Source organism: Pseudomonas sp. EZ-C24, assembly GCF_014525325.1.
Classification (GTDB): domain Bacteria; phylum Pseudomonadota; class Gammaproteobacteria; order Pseudomonadales; family Pseudomonadaceae; genus Aquipseudomonas; species Aquipseudomonas shirazensis.
In genome coordinates, this window is the sequence record NZ_JACDIU010000007.1 from 18,902 (window position 1) to 39,130 (window position 20,229).

General features: G+C 62.0%; 18 protein-coding genes. 15 read left to right on the forward strand and 3 right to left on the reverse strand.

The window, feature by feature from the left end; genetic code table 11:
* Position 1: 1 nt before the first annotated feature.
* From fdx to IDM28_RS04255, 13 genes are all read left to right on the forward strand, one after another.
* Positions 2-343, forward strand: coding sequence for an ISC system 2Fe-2S type ferredoxin (fdx, locus tag IDM28_RS04195; protein WP_101316692.1), 342 nt, complete (start codon positions 2-4; stop codon positions 341-343).
* Positions 344-358: 15 nt separating this feature from the next.
* A complete protein-coding gene (iscX, locus tag IDM28_RS04200; RefSeq protein ID WP_101316694.1) occupies positions 359-559 on the forward strand; it encodes a Fe-S cluster assembly protein IscX in 201 nt (66 codons plus the stop codon).
* A gap of 88 nt (positions 560-647) precedes the next feature.
* Positions 648-1,073 carry a nucleoside-diphosphate kinase gene (gene ndk / locus IDM28_RS04205; protein WP_101316696.1) on the forward strand — a complete coding sequence of 142 codons (426 nt, stop codon included), beginning with the start codon at positions 648-650 and terminating at the stop codon, positions 1,071-1,073.
* Between the two features lie 28 nt (positions 1,074-1,101).
* Entirely contained in the window at positions 1,102-2,247 is a 1,146-nt protein-coding gene (rlmN, locus tag IDM28_RS04210; RefSeq protein ID WP_188035432.1) for a 23S rRNA (adenine(2503)-C(2))-methyltransferase RlmN, read from the forward strand.
* Between the two features lie 14 nt (positions 2,248-2,261).
* On the forward strand, positions 2,262-3,020 hold the full coding sequence (pilW, locus tag IDM28_RS04215; protein ID WP_188035433.1) for a type IV pilus biogenesis/stability protein PilW: 759 nt from the start codon (positions 2,262-2,264) through the stop codon (positions 3,018-3,020).
* The gene (locus tag IDM28_RS04220) at positions 3,020-4,045 is read left to right on the forward strand and encodes a RodZ domain-containing protein (RefSeq protein WP_188035434.1); all 1,026 of its coding nucleotides are present in this window, start codon (positions 3,020-3,022) and stop codon (positions 4,043-4,045) included. The genes pilW and IDM28_RS04220 overlap by 1 nt, the downstream gene beginning before the upstream one ends.
* A 3-nt stretch (positions 4,046-4,048) precedes the next feature.
* Positions 4,049-5,158 carry a flavodoxin-dependent (E)-4-hydroxy-3-methylbut-2-enyl-diphosphate synthase gene (ispG, locus tag IDM28_RS04225; protein ID WP_101316705.1) on the forward strand — a complete coding sequence of 370 codons (1,110 nt, stop codon included), beginning with the start codon at positions 4,049-4,051 and terminating at the stop codon, positions 5,156-5,158.
* Between the two features lie 24 nt (positions 5,159-5,182).
* Entirely contained in the window at positions 5,183-6,472 is a 1,290-nt protein-coding gene (hisS, locus tag IDM28_RS04230) for a histidine--tRNA ligase (RefSeq protein ID WP_101316707.1), read from the forward strand.
* A 40-nt stretch (positions 6,473-6,512) separates the two neighbouring features.
* Positions 6,513-7,154, forward strand: a complete 642-nt coding sequence (locus tag IDM28_RS04235) for a tetratricopeptide repeat protein (protein ID WP_101316709.1) — start codon at positions 6,513-6,515, stop codon at positions 7,152-7,154.
* A 1-nt stretch (position 7,155) separates the two neighbouring features.
* Complete coding sequence (gene bamB, locus IDM28_RS04240; RefSeq protein ID WP_207072425.1) at positions 7,156-8,298, forward strand: outer membrane protein assembly factor BamB; 1,143 nt, start codon at positions 7,156-7,158, stop codon at positions 8,296-8,298.
* Positions 8,299-8,413: 115 nt separating this feature from the next.
* Positions 8,414-9,877, forward strand: a complete 1,464-nt coding sequence (der, locus tag IDM28_RS04245; protein WP_103436120.1) for a ribosome biogenesis GTPase Der — start codon at positions 8,414-8,416, stop codon at positions 9,875-9,877.
* Positions 9,878-10,014: 137 nt separating this feature from the next.
* A complete protein-coding gene (locus IDM28_RS04250) occupies positions 10,015-11,163 on the forward strand; it encodes a pyridoxal phosphate-dependent aminotransferase (protein ID WP_150570789.1) in 1,149 nt (382 codons plus the stop codon).
* Complete coding sequence (locus IDM28_RS04255; RefSeq protein WP_188035435.1) at positions 11,151-11,942, forward strand: amidohydrolase; 792 nt, start codon at positions 11,151-11,153, stop codon at positions 11,940-11,942. The genes IDM28_RS04250 and IDM28_RS04255 overlap by 13 nt, the downstream gene beginning before the upstream one ends.
* 42 nt (positions 11,943-11,984) lie before the next feature.
* Here the strand turns inward: IDM28_RS04255 and IDM28_RS04260 are convergent, their stop codons facing one another.
* Entirely contained in the window at positions 11,985-14,540 is a 2,556-nt protein-coding gene (locus tag IDM28_RS04260) for a PepSY domain-containing protein (protein ID WP_188035436.1), read from the reverse strand.
* Positions 14,541-14,643: 103 nt separating this feature from the next.
* The gene (locus tag IDM28_RS04265) at positions 14,644-16,938 is read right to left on the reverse strand and encodes a TonB-dependent receptor (RefSeq protein WP_103436123.1); all 2,295 of its coding nucleotides are present in this window, start codon (positions 16,936-16,938) and stop codon (positions 14,644-14,646) included.
* 220 nt (positions 16,939-17,158) lie between these two features.
* Here IDM28_RS04265 and IDM28_RS04270 point away from each other — a divergent pair, with 220 nt between their 5' ends.
* The gene (locus IDM28_RS04270; RefSeq protein ID WP_103436124.1) at positions 17,159-17,839 is read left to right on the forward strand and encodes a Fe2+-dependent dioxygenase; all 681 of its coding nucleotides are present in this window, start codon (positions 17,159-17,161) and stop codon (positions 17,837-17,839) included.
* 2 nt (positions 17,840-17,841) lie between these two features.
* Positions 17,842-18,594, forward strand: coding sequence for a tetratricopeptide repeat protein (locus tag IDM28_RS04275; protein ID WP_188035437.1), 753 nt, complete (start codon positions 17,842-17,844; stop codon positions 18,592-18,594).
* Positions 18,595-18,646: 52 nt separating this feature from the next.
* On the opposite strand, the gene IDM28_RS04280 is transcribed toward IDM28_RS04275, so the two are convergent.
* Positions 18,647-19,810, reverse strand: coding sequence for a type III PLP-dependent enzyme (locus tag IDM28_RS04280; protein WP_101316725.1), 1,164 nt, complete (start codon positions 19,808-19,810; stop codon positions 18,647-18,649).
* Positions 19,811-20,229: the final 419 nt, after the last annotated feature.

A 20,229-nucleotide genomic window follows, 5' to 3' on the forward strand; every position in this document is an offset into this window, starting at 1 on the left:
GATGCCGCTGGTGACATTCCTGCCGCATGAGAAGTTTTGCCCCGAAGGGCTGACCGTGGAAGTCGCAACCGGGACCAACATCCTGGAGCTGGCCCACGACCATCACATCGAGATGGAAAGCGCCTGCGGCGGGGTCAAGGCCTGCACCACCTGCCACTGCATCGTGCGCAAGGGCTTTGACTCGCTCGACGAAGCCGACGAGCTCGAAGAAGACATGCTGGACAAGGCGTGGGGCCTGGAAGCGCAGTCCCGGCTGGGTTGCCAGGTGGTCGTCGGTGATACCGACCTGACCATCGAAATCCCCAAGTATTCGCTCAACCACGCCGCCGAAGCGCCGCACTGAAGCCTGGAGGCTGGCATGAGTCTGAAATGGGTTGATGTACTTGAGATCGCTATCCAGCTTGCAGAAAGCAAGCCGGAGGTCGATCCTCGTTATGTGAATTTCCTCGATCTGCACCGCTGGGTAGTGGCTCTGCCAGAGTTCAGCGACGATCCGACACGCGGCGGAGAGAAGGTGCTTGAGGCGATCCAGGGGGCCTGGATCGAAGAAGCCGACTGAGCGTCACCTGCAGGTTAGGCATTCCCCTGGAACCCGCGTATAATTCGCGGGTTTAATTTTTCGTAATACTCAATTTTCTGGAGTTACCATGGCTGTTCAACGTACTTTCTCGATCATCAAGCCTGACGCAGTTGCCAAAAACGTCATCGGCAAGATCACTTCGCGCTTCGAAGAAGCTGGCCTGAAAATCGTCGCTTCGAAACTCAAGCAACTGTCCAAAGCCGAAGCCGAAGGCTTCTACGCTGAGCACAGCGAGCGCGGTTTCTTCGGTGACCTGGTTGCCTTCATGATCTCCGGCCCAGTTGTTGTTCAGGTTCTGGAAGGCGAAAACGCCATCGCTCTGAACCGTGAGCTGATGGGCGCTACCAACCCTAAAGAAGCTGCTGCCGGCACCATCCGTGCTGACTTCGCTGAATCGATCGACGCCAACGCCGTTCACGGTTCGGACTCCGAAGCTGCTGCCGCTCGCGAAATCGCTTACTTCTTCGCAGCTACCGAGGTAACCGCTCGCTAAGCGAAAGCTTACGGGTGAGGGTGAATCCATGACGACATCTACTGGCAAAATCAACCTGTTGGGTCTGACCCAGCCGGAAATGGAACAATTCTTCGACTCCATTGGCGAGAAGCGCTTCCGTGCCGGTCAAGTAATGAAATGGATTCACCATTTTGGCGTCGATGATTTCGCCGCCATGACCAATGTCGGCAAGGTCTTGCGCGAAAAGCTCGAGGCTGTTGCCGAGATTCGGCCACCAGAAGTGGTCAGTGAAGACATTTCCGCCGACGGCACCCGCAAATGGGTGATCCGCGTTGCCTCCGGCAGCTGCGTCGAAACCGTCTATATCCCGACCGACGACCGTGGCACCTTGTGTGTATCGTCGCAGGCGGGCTGCGCCCTGGACTGCAGTTTCTGCTCCACCGGCAAGCAAGGCTTCAACAGCAACCTCACCGCCGCCGAAGTTATCGGTCAGGTGTGGCTTGCGAACAAATCCTTCGGCACTATCCCGGCCAAAGTCGACCGCGCGATTACCAACGTGGTGATGATGGGCATGGGCGAGCCGTTGCTCAATTTCGATAATGTCATTGCCGCCATGAAGATCATGATGGACGATCTTGGCTATGGCATTTCCAAGCGTCGCGTCACCTTGTCGACCTCAGGCGTAGTGCCGATGATCGACGAGCTGGCCAAGCACATCGACGTTTCCCTGGCACTGTCGCTGCACGCGCCGAACGACGAGCTGCGGAACAAGCTGGTGCCAATCAACAAGAAGTACCCGCTCAAGGTCCTCCTCGAGTCGTGCATGGGCTACATGGCCACCCTCGGTGGCAAGCGTGTACTGACCGTCGAATACACCCTGCTCAAGGACGTCAACGATCAGCCCGAGCATGCCACGCAGATGATCGAGCTGCTGCGCGATATCCCGTGCAAGATCAACCTGATCCCGTTCAATCCGTTCCCGCACTCCGGTTACGAGCGGCCGAGCAACAATGCAATCCGCCGCTTCCAGGACCTGCTCCACCACGGTGGTTACAATGTCACCACCCGTACCACCCGTGGTGAGGATATCGACGCCGCTTGTGGGCAGCTGGTTGGTCAGGTCATGGACCGTACCCGCCGCAGCGAGCGTTACATCGCTGTGCGTCAGCTCAATGACGACGTGCGGATCGCCGACAACGCTGCGCGTCACTGAGCGGGCCGGCAGCGATGATCCTGCGCGCAGCGCTGTCGCTGCTGACCCTGTTGCTGCTGGCCGGCTGCGTGTCGGGCGGCAGCAATGACCCGCTGGCCACCCAGCAGGGTCGGGCCGAGGCGGGCAGGGCGTATGTGCAGTTGGGGCTGGGCTATTTGCAACAAGGTCTGACCGAGCAGGCCAAGGCGCCGCTGGTGAAGGCACTTGCCCTGAACAGCCGTGATGCCGATGCGCATGCCGCGCTGGCGCTGGTGTTTCAGGTCGAGGGCGAGCCGACGCTGGCAACCGAGCATTTCCACAAGGCGCTGGCGCAAAATCCGGATGACACCCGGATTCGCAACAACTACGGCAGTTTCCTATATGCTCAGGAGCGTTTTGCCGAAGCCGAGTCAGTGTTTCGCCTGGCCGCTGCCGATACCCTGTATCCTGAGCGCTCGCGCGTCTTCGAAAACCTTGGCCTGACGGTTCTCAGGCAAGGTCGCCGCGACGATGCCCAGGCGCATCTGCACAAGGCGTTGCAGCTCAACCCGCGACAACCGCGAGCGTTGTTCGAAATGGCTGAGTTGTCCTACGAAAACAGGCATTATGTGCCAGCCCGGGATTACTACGATCGTTTCAGCCAACTGAGCGCCCCGGATGCTCGCAGCCTGCTGATGGGCAGCCGCCTGGCGCGGGTGTTCGAGCAACCGGCAACGGTGGCCGAGCTGGGCCAGCAACTACAACGACTTTATCCCGGTACGCCGGAATATCAGCAATACCTGTCGGAGCAATGATGAAAGCCGCGCATCCCGAAGTAGCAGCAGCGACTCACCAGCACCCCGGTGAGACCTTGCGCCAGGCCCGCGAAAACCGCGACTGGACGCAGGCCGAGGTAGCCCGCAAGCTCAACCTGACCCTGAGCTCGCTGAACAATCTCGAATCCGGCGCCTTCGACAAGCTGCCAGGGCACACCTTTGCCCGTGGTTACATCCGTGCCTATGCCAAGCTGATGGACATGGACCAGGCGCCTCTGGTCGCCGCCTTTGACCAGGTCACCGGCACCCACGCGCAAGGCAGCCAGGTGCACTCGCTGGGACGAATCGAAGAACCGGTGCGCCTGTCGCACAACGTCATGCGCGTTGTCAGCCTGGTGCTGCTGGTGGCAGTAGTAGGTGGCGGCTTCTTCCTCTGGAAGGACCAAAGCAGCCTGCGCAACAGCGACCTTGGCAAAATCGCCCTGGAGCACGTCGAAGTCGAGAGCGCCGACGGCACCACCCAGATTCACCCGCTGGATGAGCCGGAAGACCAGGCTGTCAGCGAAGCCCAGCAAGGCCAGAGTGCGCCGCTGCCATTGGAGCAGGCTGCCACTGGCGAGAGCAGTGGCTCGGCCAACGAAGAAGCCATTCCGGCAAGCCCGGCGGTCGCCGAGAGCACTGCCGCCGCCCCGGTGACCCCGGCCGCGACCAATAATGCCACCACCGCACCGACTGCACCTGCGCCAGCTGCGCCGGTCAGCGCACCAGCCGTTGCCGCCACAGCCCCCAGCGTACCTGTCGCAGCAGCGCCAGTCCCCGCCGGCAGTGGCCGTGTCGCGATCCAGTTCTCGGCGGATTGCTGGACCCAGGTCACCGATGCCAACGGCAAGCTGCTGGTCAACGCCACCAAGCGCAAGGGCGACAGCCTGGAAGTCACCGGCACACCACCGTTCGCGGTACGCCTGGGCTTCGCCCGCGGCGCTCAGATCAGCTACAACGGCCAGGCCGTTGATGTTGCACCGTTCACCAGTGGCGAAACCGCTCGCCTGAAGTTGGGGCAGTAACTCATGCACGGCGAATCTCCAATCAAGCGTCGCGAAACCCGCAAGATCTGGGTGGGCAATGTGCCGGTGGGCGGTGATGCGCCTATCGCGGTGCAGAGCATGACCAACACCGACACCAATGATGTCGCCGCCACGGTCGGGCAGATCCAGCGCCTGGTCGATGCCGGTGTCGACATCGTCCGCGTCTCGGTGCCAGACATGGACGCCGCCGAAGCCTTCGGCCGCATCAAGCAGCAAGTCAGCGTGCCGTTGGTGGCCGACATCCATTTCGACTACAAGATCGCCCTGCGCGTGGCTGAGCTGGGTGTTGATTGCCTGCGCATCAATCCAGGCAACATTGGCCGTGAAGACCGCGTGCGCGCGGTGGTCGATGCTGCGCGCGATCGTGGTATTCCGATCCGCATCGGGGTCAATGCCGGCTCGCTGGAAAAAGACCTGCAGAAGAAGTACGGCGAACCGACCCCAGCAGCGCTGGTCGAGTCGGCCCTGCGCCATGTCGAGCACCTCGATCGCCTGGATTTCCAGGACTTCAAAGTCAGCGTCAAGGCGTCCGACGTGTTCATGGCCGTTGAAGCCTACCGTCTGCTGTCCAAGCAGATCATCCAGCCCCTGCACCTGGGCATCACCGAAGCCGGTGGTTTGCGTTCGGGGACGGTGAAATCTGCGGTCGGCCTCGGTATGCTGCTGGCCGAAGGCATCGGCGACACGATCCGGATCTCTCTCGCCGCCGACCCGGTCGAAGAAGTCAAAGTCGGCTACGACATCCTCAAGTCGCTGCGCCTGCGCTCGCGTGGGATCAACTTCATCGCCTGCCCGAGCTGTTCGCGGCAGAACTTCGATGTGGTCAAGACCATGAACGAACTCGAAGGTCGCCTCGAAGACCTGCTGGTCCCGCTGGACGTCGCCGTGATCGGTTGTGTGGTCAACGGCCCGGGTGAAGCCAAGGAAGCCCATGTTGGCTTGACGGGCGGCACGCCGAACCTGATCTACATCGACGGCAAGCCTGCGCAGAAACTGAACAACGACAACCTGGTCGAGGAGCTGGAAAAGCTCATTCGCCAGAAAGCGGCCGAAAAGGTCGAAGCCGACGCGGCGCTGATCGCCCGCGGCTGATACACAGATTCGAAAGGACTTTTCGTGAGCAAATCGCTGCAAGCCATTCGTGGCATGAACGACATCCTGCCTGACCAGTCGCCACTGTGGCGTTACTTCGAAGGCACGGTCGCCAGTTTGCTGGACGGCTACGGTTACAGCCAGATCCGCACGCCGATCGTCGAATTCACCGAGCTGTTCAAACGCTCGATCGGTGAAGTCACCGACATCGTCGAAAAAGAGATGTACACCTTCGAGGACCGCAACGGCGATTCGCTGACGCTGCGTCCTGAGGGTACCGCTGCCTGCGTGCGCGCCGTGCTCGAGCATGGCATCACCGGCAACGGCCAAGTGCAGAAACTCTGGTACACCGGGCAGATGTTCCGCCACGAGCGCCCACAAAAAGGCCGCTATCGCCAGTTCCACCAGATCGGCGTCGAGGTGTTCAACCTGGATGGCCCGGACATCGATGCCGAGCTGATCATGCTGACCTGGCGCCTGTGGGGCCAGTTGGGCATTCAGGACGCGGTCAAGCTCGAGCTGAACAGCCTGGGCACCAGCGAAGCCCGTGCACGCTATCGCGACGCGCTGGTCGAGTTTCTCTCGGCGCGCCTCGAGCAGCTTGACGAAGATAGCCAGCGTCGGCTCAAGAGCAACCCGCTGCGCATTCTCGACAGCAAGGATCAGGGCACCCAGGCCGTGCTGGTCGGCGCGCCGAAGCTGGAAGACTATCTGGACGAAGAATCCCGTGTGCACTTCGAGGGCCTCAAGGCTCGCCTGAACGCTGCCGGCATCCCCTTCGTGATCAACACCAAGCTGGTGCGTGGCCTCGACTACTACAGCAAGACCGTGTTCGAGTGGGTTACCGACAAGCTCGGCGCCCAAGGCACCGTGTGTGCCGGTGGTCGTTACGACGGCCTGGTCGAGCAGATGGGCGGCAAGCCGACTACTGGTGTTGGCTTTGCCATGGGCATCGAGCGGTTGATTTTGCTGCTGGAAACCCTGGGCAAGGTCCCGGAGTCGATCAGCCGCCAGATCGACGTTTACCTGTGCGCCTTTGGCGAGCAGGCCGAGCTGGCCGGTCTGGGCCTGTCCGAGCGGTTGCGTGACCAGGTACCGGGCCTGCGCCTGGCGGTCAACGCCGGTGCCGGCAGTTTCAAGAGCCAGTTCAAGAAGGCCGACAAGAGCGGGGCGTTGTTTGCCCTGATCATGGGGGACGACGAACTGGCGCAACAAGTGGTAGGTTTCAAACCCCTGCGTGGCCAGGGCGAACAACAGAACATAGCCTGGGATGCTCTGGCCGAGCACCTGCAAGCTGCCCTCGCGAACGCGTGAAGCAGTCAAACAGCCGAATTTGCTGAATAGGAGTATTGGGGTGTCGAGTACCGATGATGATGGCCTGAGCGCGGCCAAGGACTGGTGGGATCGCAACGGCAAGCCGCTGCTGACCGGCGCCCTGTTGGCTGCTGCTTTGGTAGCTGGCTGGCAGACCTGGCACAAGTACCAGAGCAATCAGTCACAAGGCGCTTCGGTGCTGTACCAGAACCTGCTGGAAACGGCCCTGACGCCGACCGGCGAGCCTGATGCAAGCAAGGTTGCCGAGTTGGCTGGCAAGCTCAAGAGCGAGTTTGGCGGCACCGCCTATGCCCAGTACGGCAGCCTGTTCGTGGCCAAGGTAGCGGTCGACAGCGGCAAGCTGGACGACGCAGCCAGCGAACTCAACAGCGTGCTGGCAAAACCTGCCGATGCCACCCTGGGCGAGATCGCACGCCAGCGTCTGGCCCGTGTGCTGGCTGCTCAGGATAAGGCTGACGAAGCACTGAAGCTGCTCGATGGCGACGCTGACAAGGCGTTTCAGGCCAGCCGCGAAGAGCTCAAGGGCGATCTGCTGGTACAGTTGGGCCGCGCTGGCGATGCCCATAGCGCATACGAAAAAGCCAAGGCCGCGTTGTCTGATGAAGCAGCGGTCGGTGGCCTGCAACTGAAGCTGGATGACCTGGCCAAAGGGGACGCTTGACGTGATCGGTTGGAAACAAGCAGCAGTGCTGAGCCTGGCCGTACTGGTCGTGGGTTGCAGCAGCAACAGCAAGAAGGAACTGCCTCCGGCCGAGCTGACCAAGTTCACCGAAGAAGTCGTGCTGAAAAAGCAGTGGAGCCGTTCGATCGGTGACGGTCAGGGTGAGACCTACAATACCCTGGTGCCGGCCATCGAAAACGACCGCATCTACGCTTCCGACGTCAACGGCGAAGTCTTCGCGCTCGATCGCAACACCGGCGACATCGTCTGGAAACAGGACCTCGACCTGCCGGTTTCCGGCGCAGTCGGCGTCGGCTATGGCCTGGTCATGCTCGGCACCCTCAAGGGTGAAGTGATCGCCCTGGACAGCAGCACCGGTGAGGAGCGCTGGCGCTCCCGCGTGACCAGTGAAGTGCTGGCGCCGCCGGCGAACAACGGTGACGTGGTGGTGGTGCAGACTCAGGACGATCGTCTGATTGGTCTGGACGCCGCGACCGGCGACCGTCGCTGGATCTACGAAAGCACTCCAGCGGTACTGACTCTGCGTGGCACTGGCGCACCGATCGTGACCAATCGCATGGCCGTTGCCGGCCTGTCGACCGGCAAGGTTGTTGCTGTCGACATCCAGAACGGCGTGCCGGTCTGGGAAAGCCGCGTCGCGATCCCGCAAGGTCGCTCCGAACTCGAACGCGTCGTCGATATCGACGGCGGTTTGCTGCTGTCTGGTGGTACCCTGTACGTCGGTACCTATCAGGGCCGGGTTGCCGGTCTGGATCTGGAAAGCGGCCGCGTGCTGTGGCAGCGTGATGCGTCCAGCTACGTCGGTGTCGCCCAGGGCTTTGGCAACGTCTACGTCAGCGAAGCTTCCGGCACCGTTGAAGGCGTCGATGAGCGTTCGTCGAGCGCACTGTGGAGCAACGATTCCATGGCGCGCCGTCAGCTGAGCGCCCCTGAAGTGTTCTCCAGCTACGTCGCAGTCGGTGACTTCGAAGGCTACCTGCACCTGCTGAGCCAGGTCGATGGTCGCTTCGTTGGCCGTGAGCGTATTGACAGTGATGGCCTGCGCGCCCGCCCCTTGGTGGTCGGCGACACCATTTATGTCTTCGGCAACAGCGGCAAGCTCGAGGCATTGACCATCCGCTGAGGCTAAGCTTGAAGCCGTGAGGCTTCGAGCAGTGGCGCATGATGCGCCGCGCGAACTCCGGCCGCTGCTCTGCAGCGGCCTTTGCATTTTCAAGAATTCAAGAGTGGAGAGCCGTATGGTTCCCGTAATCGCCCTGGTGGGGCGGCCGAACGTCGGCAAGTCCACCATGTTCAACCGCTTGACCAAAACCCGCGACGCCATTGTCGGCGACCTCTCGGGCCTGACCCGTGACCGCCAGTACGGCGATGCCATGTGGCAGGGCCGTTCGTACATCCTGATCGACACCGGCGGTATCACCGGTGACGAAGTGGGCATGGACGAGAAGATGGCCGAGCAGTCGCTGATGGCCATCGAAGAGGCCGACTACGTGCTGTTCCTGGTGGATGCCCGCGCCGGCATGACCGCTGCCGACCAGATGATCGCTGACCACCTGCGCAAGCGGAACAAGTCTGCGGTGCTGGTCGCCAACAAGATCGACCACATCGATCCTGACCTGGCACGTGCCGAGTTCTCGCCGCTGGGCATGGGCAACGCGATTCCGGTCGCCGGCTCCCAGGGCCGCGGTATCAACGCCCTGATGGAAGAGCTGCTCGGGCACATCCCGCGCGATCAGGAAGAAGACGCGCTCGACCAGGAAGTTGCCGAAGGCGAAGAGGCCGTTCGGATTCCAGGCCCGAGCGAAAAAGACGGCATCAAGATCGCCATCATCGGCCGTCCCAACGTGGGCAAGTCGACCCTGGTCAACCGCATGCTCGGTGAAGAGCGCGTGGTGGTCTATGACGAGCCAGGCACCACTCGCGACAGTATCTACATCCCGTTCGAGCGTGATGGTGACAAGTACACCTTCATCGACACCGCCGGGGTGCGCAAGCGCGGCAAGATCCACGAGGAAGTCGAAAAGTTCTCGGTGGTGAAAACCCTGCAGGCGATCAAAGACGCCAACGTGGTGATCTTTGTCATGGACGCCCGCGAAGGTGTGGTCGACCACGACCTCAACCTGCTCGGCTTTGCCCTTGAGGCCGGCCGCGCCATCGTCATTGCCCTGAACAAGTGGGATGGCATGCAGCCGGGCGAGCGCGACTACGTCAAGACCGAGCTTGAGCGCCGGTTGTTCTTCGTCGACTTCGCCGACATCCACTTCATCTCGGCGCTGCACGGCACCGGCGTGGGCAACCTGTACAAGTCGGTGCAGGCCGCGTTCAAGTCGGCGGTCACCCGCTGGCCGACCAGCCGCCTGACGCAGATTCTGGAAGACGCTATCGGCGACCACCAGCCGCCGTTGGTCAATGGCCGCCGGATCAAGCTGCGTTACGCTCACCTGGGTGGCGCCAACCCGCCGATCATCGTGATCCACGGGAACCAGACCGAGAAGATTCCACGGTCTTACTCGCGCTACCTGGAGAACACTTACCGTCGCGTGCTCAAGCTGGTCGGTACGCCGATCCGCATCGAGTACAAAGGCGGCGAGAACCCGTACGAGGGTAACAAGAACACCCTCACCGACCGCCAGGTCAACAAGAAGCGCCGCTTGATGTCGCACCACAAGAAGGCCGAGAAGAAGCGCAAAGACAAGCGCTGATTCTGGCCTGACCCTGCACCGGGGCTGCTGCGCGGCCCCTGTTGCATCAGTGTATTGTTTCAACCTTTTTCCTGATTGCTCGATCCGCTATGCTCGGACTCCAGTCCGTGCCGGATACCCCCAGGAAAGAGGGCTTCATGATCCGCAGCAAACTGCCGAACGTCGGCACGACCATCTTTACCACCATGTCGCAGCTGGCCGTGCAAACCGGCGCGCTCAACCTGTCCCAAGGCTTCCCCGACTTCAACGGCCCGCAGGCGCTATTGGATGCCGTAGGCCGGCACGTGGCCGCCGGGCACAATCAATACGCGCCCATGACCGGCCTGCCGGCCCTGCGCCAGCAAGTGGCTGCGAAGGTGGCTCGGCTGTATGGGGTTAGCGTGGATGTCGAGCAGGAAATCACCATCACGCCAGGCGCCACCGAGGCGATCTTCTGCGCGATCCAGGCAGTGATCAATCCGGGCGACGAGGTAATCGTTTTCGACCCGTGCTACGACAGCTACGAGCCTTCGGTAGAGTTGGCCGGCGGGCGCTGCGTGCATGTGCCGCTGAGCAACGACGATTTTGCCATCGACTGGCAACGCTTCAGCGATGCCCTCACGCCGCGCACGCGCATGGTCGTGCTCAATTCGCCGCACAACCCCAGCGGAGCTTTGATCAGCCGTGCCGATCTCGACCAGCTGGCGGGATTGATTGCCGACCGCGATATCTACCTGGTCAGCGATGAAGTGTACGAGCACCTGATCTACGACGGCGTGGCGCATGCCAGCGTGCTGGCTCATGAACAGCTCTATCAGCGCGCCTTCGTCATCAGCTCGTTCGGCAAGACCTACCACGTCACTGGTTGGAAGACCGGCTACGTGATCGCGCCCCCGCAATTGAGCGCCGAGCTGCGCAAGGTACACCAGTACGTCAACTTCTGCGCAGTGACGCCGCTGCAGTGCGCGCTGGCAGACTTCATGGCCGAACACCCTGAGCACATCGAGCAGTTGCCGGGCTTCTATCAGGCCAAGCGCGATCTGTTCTGCGATCTGTTGCATAGCTCACGCTTCAGCTTCAAGCGTACCCCAGGCACCTACTTCCAGTTGGTCGACTACAGCGCCATCCGCCCTGATCTGAACGATGTCGACATGGCCCTGTGGCTGACCCGCGAGCATGGCGTGGCGAGTATTCCGGTGTCGGTGTTCTACCAGACGCCAGTCCCGCAGCAACGCTTGATCCGCCTGTGCTTTGCCAAACGAGAGGAGACGCTGCAGCAGGCAGCGGAGAAACTATGCGCGATCTGACCGCACTGCCCAACCTGAAAATTGCCATGGTGCAGACCACGCTGGCCTGGCATGACCGCGAGGCCAACTACGCCCATTTCGAAGAGTTGCTCAAGCAAGTCGGCAGCCCTGACCTGGTGATTTTGCCAGAGATGTTCACCACCGGCTTTTCGATGGAGTCCGAGCGCCTTGCCGAGCCCGAGAACGGCCCGACCGCCAAGTGGCTCAAGGCCCAGGCGAAGAAGCTCAACGCAGTAATCACCGGCAGCGTGATCGTCCAGGCCGCTGACGGCAGCCACCGTAACCGGCTGCTGTGGGCGCGCCCGGACGGTGAAATCCTGCACTACGACAAGCGCCACCTGTTCCGTATGGCCGGCGAGCACAAGCACTACACCCCGGGCGAGCGCCAGGTGCAGTTCGAGCTGAAGGGTTGGCGGGTCCGCCCATTGATCTGCTACGACCTGCGCTTCCCGGTATGGAGCCGCGATGCCCATGACACTGACCTGCTGTTGTACACCGCCAACTGGCCGGCAGCGCGGCGGCTGCACTGGAACCGGCTGTTGCCGGCGCGGGCGATCGAGAACCTGTGCTTCGTGGCGGCGGTCAACCGGGTCGGCACCGACGGCAAAGGCTTTGCCTACTCAGGCGACAGCCAGGTGCTGGATTTCCAGGGCGAGAGCCTGCTCAGTGCCGGCGAAGCGGACGGCGTATTCACCGTCGAGCTGCGCGCGGCGGAACTGGCGGCGTACCGCAGCCGTTTCCCGGCCAACCTGGATGCCGATACCTTCGACCTGCATTGAGCGTTGCCGGCCGGGGCATGGCGCCCCGGCCGTTCGACCGACTCAGTACACGTCGCGTCGGTAGCGACCGTCTTCTACCAGCTGTTGCAGCATGGCCTCGCCGAGGATGCCCCTGAGCGCCGCGTCGACTGCCGCGGCCATGCCCTGCAGGCTGCCGCAAACATAGATGCAGGCGCCGTCGGCGACCCAGCGGCGCACCTCTTCGGCCTGCGCCAGCAGCAAGTCCTGGACATAGACCTTTTCAGCCTGATCACGCGAGAACGCCAGGTCCAGCTTGCGCAGCTCACCGCGCGCCAGCCAGCCTTGCAGTTCATCGGCGCAGAGCAGATCGCTGGCGCGATTGCGCTCACCGAACAGCAGCCAGTTGCGCTGTTCACCTTCGCTGATACGTGCCTTGAGCAAGCTGCGCAGTCCGGCCAGCCCGGTGCCGTTGCCGATCAGCAGCATCGGTGCTGGGGCCACTGGCAGGTGGAAGCTGCTGTTGCGGCGCAGGCGCAGGCTCAGCGAGGCTTGCAGGGGCAGCACCTCAGTCAGCCAGCCTGAGCCCAGGCCAAGGCTGCCGTCAGTGTGCCGATGCTGGCGCACAATCAGCTGCAGCACGCCATCGCTGGCAATCGATGCGATCGAGTATTCACGCGTGCCGAGCGGCACCAGCGCATCGATAACCGCCTGCGCGTGCAGGCCGACCAGATGCTCGCGGCTGACCGGCAATTGCCGACTGCCCAGTGCCTGACCCAGAGTTTCGCGCGAACCTTCAAGTTGCACTGGGGTATCCAGATTCAAGCCCAGGCCTTGAATAAACGCTTGAACCTGGGCGGCGGCATTGCGCGGCAATACCTCAACCAGGTCGCCTGCATCCCAGCGCACCGTCTGCTCGGATTGCAGGTCGAGCAGGTACACCGGCTGGCCCTGGCTACCAGGATTGAGCAGCCTGCGCGCGGTCAGGGTCCAGCTGTTGAAGGCGGGCGCTTGCCAGGCGCTGACGACGCTGGCGCCGGTCAACTGCGCCAGTTGCTGCTGCCAGTGCTGGAGCGCGGCCGGGTCGGCGTTGTCGACTTCGACCGGGCTGAATGCAGTGCTGGCGCCGCGCTCGGCAAGCCATGCCTGCAAGCGCCGGGCAAAGCCACAGAAGTATTGATACTGGCGATCGCCCAAGGCGAGCAGGGCATAATCCAGATGCTCCAGCGGCCACGCCTGGCCGAGTATCTTGCGCTCGAAACCACGGGCGCTGTCGGGTGCCTCGCCATCGCCAAAGGTGCTGACTACAAACAGCGCCCGGCGTGCCTGGCGCAGGTCATCCTCACCCAGCTCGGCCAAGGCGCGTACTTGCACCGACAGGCCTGCCGCCTGGAGCTGGCCGGCGCTCTGCCAGGCCAATTGCTCGGCGAGGCCGCTCTGGCTGGCAAAACCAATCAACCAGCTGTCACCTGCCGACGTGGTGCTGTCGACACTGCCACGGGCCACGCGGATCTGGCGTTGCTTGCGCCGGCGGTCGAGGTACAGCAGCCAGCCGGTGATGAAGAACAGCGGCATGCACAGGCTGGCGATGGTAAAGATGATCCGCCCGGGCAAGCCGAAATAGCTACCCACGTGCAGGGCATAGATGCTTTGCAGCAGTTGAGCACTGAGCGACTTGTCGGCATAACGCTCGATGCGCGTGAACGTGCCGGTAGCCGGGTCGAGGGTGACGGTGTCAAAGGCGCGTTCGTGATCGGCATCGTCCAGCAGATAGAACAGCGTCGCCGGCTGCCCGCCAACCGGCGGCAGGCGCAGGTTGTAGCCAGTCAGGCCGGGCCCGGCCGCAGCCTGCAGGTTGCTCCAGATGGCGTCGTAGTCGACCCGCAGCGGCGGGGCCTTTTGGTTGACCGACTGCGGGCCACGGCGGCCACCGCCTTCGCCACGCTTGTGCTGCTGGCCCGCAGCCGGGGCGTCGCCGAGCAGCTTGTTCAGCCCGCGGCTGTACCATTCGTACGACCATGACAGACCGGTCAACGCAAACAGCAGATAGAACAGCAGGCACCAGGTGCCGAACACGGCGTGCAGGTCCCAATTGAACGCACGGCCCTTCTTCGCCCAGTCCAGGGTCAGCCAGGTGCGCCAGTTCAGCGCTTTGCGGGGCCAGCGTAGATACAGGCCTGACAGGCAGAAGAAGATCAGCATCAATGTGCAGGCACCGGTGATCTGCCGGCCGCTTTCGCCCATGGCGAGAAACCGGTGCAGGCTGAGCATCAGGTCGAAGAAGCCTTGGCCGGAGACCTCGCCCTTGATCTCGCCGGTGTAGGGGTCGGCATAGCGCATCTCACCGCGGCGCTGGCCGGGTGGCGCGGTGAAGAAGATTCGTGCGGCATTGCCCTCGCGGGTGTCGACCCGCAGCATCGCGACCTTGTCGCCGTGCGCCGCCTCGACCCGCCGCACCAGCTCTGCCGGTGGCAGCACGCCTTCGGCGCGCACCTGCACCTTGAGCACATCGGCATCGAACAGGCGCAGCAGTTCTTCCTGAAACGACCAGATCGCCCCGGTGGTACCCATCAATGCCAAGACCAGCCCGGCCGTGATGCCAAACAACCAGTGCAATTGAAACAGCGACTTCTTCAGCACGTCGATCACCTTGTCTTGCCGCGCAAACTCAACCGGCGGACATTATGCCTTGCTACGCGAAAGCCCCGCTCACTGGCGTGAGCGGGGCTTGGCGATTGCTGCGTCAGAAATGGAAGCTGGTGGTCAGCAACGCTGTGCGTCCGGCTGCCTGGTTGGCGAAGTGAGTAGAAAACGCCTTGTCGTAGTACACCTCGTTGGTGAGGTTTTGTACGTTCAACTGCAGATCGACGTTCTTGCTCAGCTTGTACGCAGCCATTGCGTCATAGCGCACATAACTGTCGACCATGGTGGTGTTGGCTATGTTGCCGTACACATCATCCATGTAGAAGGCGCCGCCACCCACGGTCAGCTTTGGCGTAAGGGCGTAGGTGGTCCACAGGCTGGCACTGTTGTTCGGCGTATTCGGCAATTGATTGCCGTCGTTGACCGCACCCAGCGCGCCGCCGTCGATCTGGCGGGCCTGCATGTAGGTGTAACCGGCGAACACCTGCCATTTGTCGGTGAGCTTGCCACTGGCCGACAGTTCGACGCCCTGCACGCGGGTCTCGCCGATGTTTTCGTAGGTGGTGGTGTTGACCTGAACGCGGGCGTTTTCCTTCTCGGTGCGGAATACAGCGGCGGTCAGCGACAGGCGCTCGTCGAGCAGATCCCACTTGGTACCGAGTTCGTAGTTGGTGGTTTCTTCCGGCTCCATGTCGCTGGCCAACAGGTTGCCGGCGCGGTCGGTGGTGTTGCCCAGCGGGTTGCCTTCGGAGCCTTCGCCCAACTGCGCGCCGGGTGGGGTTGCCGAGGTGGCGTAGGAAACGTAGATGCTGCCGTTCTCGGCGGGCTTCCACACCAGGCCCAGTTGGCCAGTGATGAACTCGCTGGTGTCACTGCCCTTGGATGCAACGCCCTTGCTGTTGACGGCGGTAGCGCCAGAGGCGGTATAGCCGCGGTACTGGGTGTCGAAGTGGTCATAGCGCAGGCCCATGTTGAGCAGCCACTGTGGCGTCAGCTCAAGGGTGTCGAACACATACAGCGCGCGGGTGTTGCTCTTGGTGTCAGTGCCAGCATAGTTGCGCGCGATGGCGCCGTTCCACGGATCGTCCGGGTTGGGATTGCTCAGGGAGGTGCAGTTGTAGCCGCTGTTAGGGCCGATCAGGCCCGGGGTGCAGGTAGATGCTGTTGCGCCGCCGGTGTTGGTATTGACGTTGTAAGACGAGCGCTGGCTTTCTTCCCGGCTCAGCTCAATGCCGGTGGAGAAGCTGTTCTTCATGCCGCCCAGGTAGAACTCGCCAAACAGATCGGTTTGGTTGGTTGTGGTAGCGGTGTTGCCAACTCGGGTGTTGGCGCGGCGCCAGACGCTGCCGTTGTTGACGTTGCCCTTGCTGTCGTCGGGCTGCGTGAGGATGTAGTCCTGCATGCTGTTGCCATGACGCAGGGTGTTCTTGATGGTCAGCGCGTCGGTCAGGTCATGCTCGATCGCGAAGGTGGCGATGTCGACCCGGCTCTTGCGAAAATCACGCCCGGTCAGGCCGTAGAAGTTGTCGCTGTCGCCACCGTCATCCGGTTTGCTCGGGTGGGCCGAGGTGCGCGCGTTGCTGCCCGCGGTCGGGATCGAATAGGGGATTCCCGAGTCCGGCAGATCGTCGCTTTCCAGGTGGTAGTAGTCAAGGTTGACCCGGGTTGGCGTGCCCAGGCCAAACGCCAGCGACGGGGCGATCCCCCAGCGGTCGTAATTGACCTTGTCGCGGCCAGCGACGTTGCTCTCGTGGGTCATCAGGTTGAGGCGCCCGGCAACACTGTCACTGAATTGGTAGTTGCCATCCAGGGTGTAACGCTGGGTCTGGTCACTGCCCCAGGTCCAGGCACCGTCCAGCGAGTTGCCCAGGTGCGCGCGCTTGCTCACCAGGTTGATGGTGCCGCCGGCGGCGCCACGCCCGCCAACAGCCGAGTTCGGCCCTTTGGCCACTTCCACCGATTCAACAGCGAAGATCTCCCGAGTTTGCGCGCCAGTGTCGCGCACGCCGTCCAGGTAGGTATCACCCTGGGCATCGAAGCCGCGGATGAACGGCCGGTCACCTTGGGGGTTGCCGCCTTCGCCGGCACCGAAGGTAATCCCCGGAACGGTGCGCAGGGCGTCTTGCAAGCTCAGCGCGTTGGTTTCCTTGATCACCTGCTGCGGGATCACGGTTACCGAGCGCGGGGTGTCCACCAGCGGCGCGGTGTACTTGGGCGACGAGGCTTTGTCGACCTTGTACTCGGTTGCGGCCTGTTCTGCCTTGCCGTTGACGCTGGTCGCGTCGAGCGTGATGGCTGCGGGCTCTGCGGCATAGGCAGACGAAGCACTGATGGCAACGCCAATGGCTGAGGCGAGCAGGCGTGGTGAACTTACAGCAGACGGCACGTGGCGCATTTTTTTATGACCTTCCCCAAGGTGTGAAGGACGCGAAGAGTAATGTAAGCAATTGTAAGTCACAATTGAGAAATATTACCATTCGGTACAAATTTACATTCTTTACAATTTAACCCTGCATTTTCTCCGGTCTCATTCGTCAGGGCCTGGCGAAAGGGCTTGCCGTGAGTAAAAGGGAATCAATATCATTGGCGCCCTAGTCCCGACCCGGTCCATTTCCATGCTGCTGCACATCCCTAGCCTGTTCGCCGCCGATGAACTCTTGCGGATTCGTGAAGCGCTGGCGCAGGCAGATTGGGCCGATGGCAAGGTCACCGCAGGCCACCAATCGGCCAAGGCCAAACACAACCTGCAGCTGCCAGAGGCGCATCCATTGGCCAAGGAAATCGGCAGCGCCCTCATCGAGCGTCTTTGGCAGACCCCGCAGTTCATGTCTGCGGCCCTGCCGCACAAGGTGTTCCCGCCGTTGATCAACTGTTATCGCGAGGGTGGCAACTTCGGCTTTCACATCGACAATGCCCTGCGCCAGCCCAAGGGCAGCGCCGAGCGAGTGCGCACCGACCTGTCAGCGACGCTGTTTCTCAGTGACCCGGACAGCTATGACGGCGGCGAACTGGTGATTCAGGACACCTATGGCACGCAGCAGATCAAGCTGGCCGCAGGCCACATGGTGCTGTACCCCGGCACCAGCCTGCACAAGGTCAACCCGGTCACTCGCGGTGAGCGCTACGCGGCGTTCTTCTGGACTCAGAGCCTGGTCCGTGAAGACAGCCAGCGGGCGCTGCTGTTCGAGATGGACAATGCCATTCAGCAGCTCAGTGCTGACCTGCCCGATCACCCTTCACTGCTGCAACTGACCGGCACCTATCACAACTTGCTGCGGCGCTGGGCAGAGGTCTGAACATGTCCTATACGTTGCGCCGCGATGAGGTCGTGGATGTCACAGCGCTGCGAGCCATGCTCGAAGCCAGCCCCGCTAAGGCCGCCCAAGCGATCCTGGCAGCGGCCGGGCAGGGCGTCAGTGAGGCGCAGTTGTTGCTGGGCCAGATCCTGCTCGATGGCCGCGGCATCGAGCAGGATCCGCAGCTGGCGCGGCGATGGTTCAGCATTGCCATCCGCGCCGGCAGCGGCATGGCGCACAACATGCTTGGGCGCTGCCTGGAGCACGCCTGGGGCGGGCCGGCCGACCTGCCTGGCGCAGCAGTGCAGTACCAGCGCGCAGCCGCGCAGGGGCTGGACTGGGGCTGGTACAACCTGGGCAACCTGCTGGCCACCGGGCGCGGTGTCGAGCTTGACCAGAAGCTGGCGCTGGCCTGCTACGAGAAGGCTGCACATCTGGGCCACGCCAAATCGATGAACCTCTATGGGCGTTACCTGGAACAAGGCATCGCCGGCCCTGCCAGCCCAGCGCGGGCGTTTCGCTGGTATAAGCGCTCGGCCGAGGCTGGGGATTTCCGCGGTATGTTCAGCCTGGCCATGGTGCTGATCGAGCGTGGCCAGTTGGGCGAGGCGCGGCCTTGGCTGGCGCGTGCGCGGGTGCAAGGCAACGTCAACTTCCTGCGCAGTGCAGTGCTGACTCTGCAAGGTGCTGGACGGTTGCTGGCTGATGAGGCGGCAGTGTTTGCGCAGGAGCTGCGCCAGCGGGAGCTGGGCTAGCAAAGCGCTGCGTTTACATACAAAAACGGGGCCTTGCGGCCCCGTTCATGATTTACAGGTAGTAAGCTTTCAACGGTGGGAAACCATTGAACTCCACTGCGCTGTAGCTGGTGGTGTAGGCGCCGGTCGACAGCCAGTACAGGCGGTCACCGATGGCCAGATTCAGCGGCAGGCCATACTTGTAGTGCTCGTACATGATGTCGGCGCTGTCACAGGTAGGCCCTGCAATCACCACTTCTTCCATCTCGCCTTTCTTCTCGGTCCAGATCGGGAACTTGATCGACTCGTCCATGGTTTCGATCAGGCCGGAGAACTTGCCCACGTCGGTGTACACCCAACGCTCGACCGCGGTACGCGACTTGCGCGCAACCAACACCACTTCGCTGACCAGAATACCGGCGTTGGCAATCAGCGAACGGCCCGGCTCGAGGATGATTTCCGGCAGGTCGTCGCCGAAGTCTTCCTTGAGGAAGCGGATGATTTCTTCAGCGTAAGTCTCCAGGCTGTTGGTCCGGGTGATGTAGTTGGCCGGGAAGCCGCCACCCATGTTGATCAGCTTGAGAACGATGCCGTCTTCTTCCTTCAGGCGCTCGAAGATCACTTTGACCTTGGCGATGGCGGCGTCCCAGACGCTGATATCGCGCTGCTGCGAGCCGACGTGGAAGGAGATGCCGTAAGGCACCAGGCCCAGGTCACGGGCAAGGATCAGCAGGTCCATGGCCATGTCGGTCTGGCAGCCGAACTTGCGCGACAGCGGCCAGTCGGCAGTGGTCGAGCCTTCGGTGAGAATGCGCACGTAGACCTTGGAACCCGGCGCAGCCTTGGCGATGTTGCGCAGGTCGGCTTCGGAGTCGGTCGCGTACAGGCGCACACCCTTGTCGAAGAAGTAGCGGATGTCCTTGGACTTCTTGATGGTGTTGCCGTAGCTGATGCGGTCCGGGCTGACGCCCTGGTTCATGACCTTGTCCAGCTCATAGATCGAGGCGATGTCGAAGTTCGAGCCTTTGTCCTTGAGCAGGTCGATGATCTCGACCGCTGGGTTGGCCTTGACTGCGTAGTAGACCTTGGCGAACTCGAAACCGGCGCGCAGGTCGTCATAGGCCTTGCTGATCATCTGCGTATCGATGACCACAAACGGGGTTTCCTGCTTGTCGGCGAACGCCTTCATCTTCTGGAAGGTGTCACGTGCGAAATAATCTTCGACTTGGATCGACATGCTCAAGGACTCCATGGGCAAACTGAAAAAGAAAGTGGCTGCAAACTGAACGCCCTCCGTATCCCCACTTTGGTTCGCCTACTTCCCAAGGCATGTCGCCGAAAGCAAAAAGGCCAACCGCATGGTTGCGCCTGCTGTCTCGTCGTCAGTACTTGAGCCGGATGGATCGTTTCCAGCATGGACGTTCGGCGCGCACTTTAGGGCGTGAACCAGGCAAGATCAACAGGCAATCCCCACCTGTTCGTCGCGGATCGACGAGCAGTTACTGGAATAACCGACTCGTATTACCGACAGATGTTCCTGAGCAGGCTCAAACGTAAATAATTGTGGAACAGGCAGGGATCTGGCGGCGAACCCCTGAAAAGCTGCGTTCATTGCAGGTCGGTGATATTTCACTGCAAGAACCCGCAAGTAAGCTC

Excerpts from the sequence above, each read along its gene's own strand:
- ispG (WP_101316705.1), top strand. The coding sequence starts at position 4,049 with ATGCACGGCGAATCTCCAATCAAGCGTCGCGAAACCCGCAAGATCTGG.
- ndk (WP_101316696.1), top strand. The coding sequence starts at position 648 with ATGGCTGTTCAACGTACTTTCTCGATCATCAAGCCTGACGCAGTTGCC.
- iscX (WP_101316694.1), top strand. The coding sequence starts at position 359 with ATGAGTCTGAAATGGGTTGATGTACTTGAGATCGCTATCCAGCTTGCA.
- IDM28_RS04265 (WP_103436123.1), bottom strand. The coding sequence starts at position 16,938 with ATGCGCCACGTGCCGTCTGCTGTAAGTTCACCACGCCTGCTCGCCTCA.
- fdx (WP_101316692.1), top strand. The coding sequence starts at position 2 with ATGCCGCTGGTGACATTCCTGCCGCATGAGAAGTTTTGCCCCGAAGGG.
- IDM28_RS04250 (WP_150570789.1), top strand. The coding sequence starts at position 10,015 with ATGATCCGCAGCAAACTGCCGAACGTCGGCACGACCATCTTTACCACC.
- rlmN (WP_188035432.1), top strand. The coding sequence starts at position 1,102 with ATGACGACATCTACTGGCAAAATCAACCTGTTGGGTCTGACCCAGCCG.
- pilW (WP_188035433.1), top strand. The coding sequence starts at position 2,262 with ATGATCCTGCGCGCAGCGCTGTCGCTGCTGACCCTGTTGCTGCTGGCC.
- IDM28_RS04275 (WP_188035437.1), top strand. The coding sequence starts at position 17,842 with ATGTCCTATACGTTGCGCCGCGATGAGGTCGTGGATGTCACAGCGCTG.
- IDM28_RS04270 (WP_103436124.1), top strand. The coding sequence starts at position 17,159 with ATGCTGCTGCACATCCCTAGCCTGTTCGCCGCCGATGAACTCTTGCGG.
- IDM28_RS04255 (WP_188035435.1), top strand. The coding sequence starts at position 11,151 with ATGCGCGATCTGACCGCACTGCCCAACCTGAAAATTGCCATGGTGCAG.
- IDM28_RS04220 (WP_188035434.1), top strand. The coding sequence starts at position 3,020 with ATGAAAGCCGCGCATCCCGAAGTAGCAGCAGCGACTCACCAGCACCCC.
- der (WP_103436120.1), top strand. The coding sequence starts at position 8,414 with ATGGTTCCCGTAATCGCCCTGGTGGGGCGGCCGAACGTCGGCAAGTCC.
- IDM28_RS04280 (WP_101316725.1), bottom strand. The coding sequence starts at position 19,810 with ATGTCGATCCAAGTCGAAGATTATTTCGCACGTGACACCTTCCAGAAG.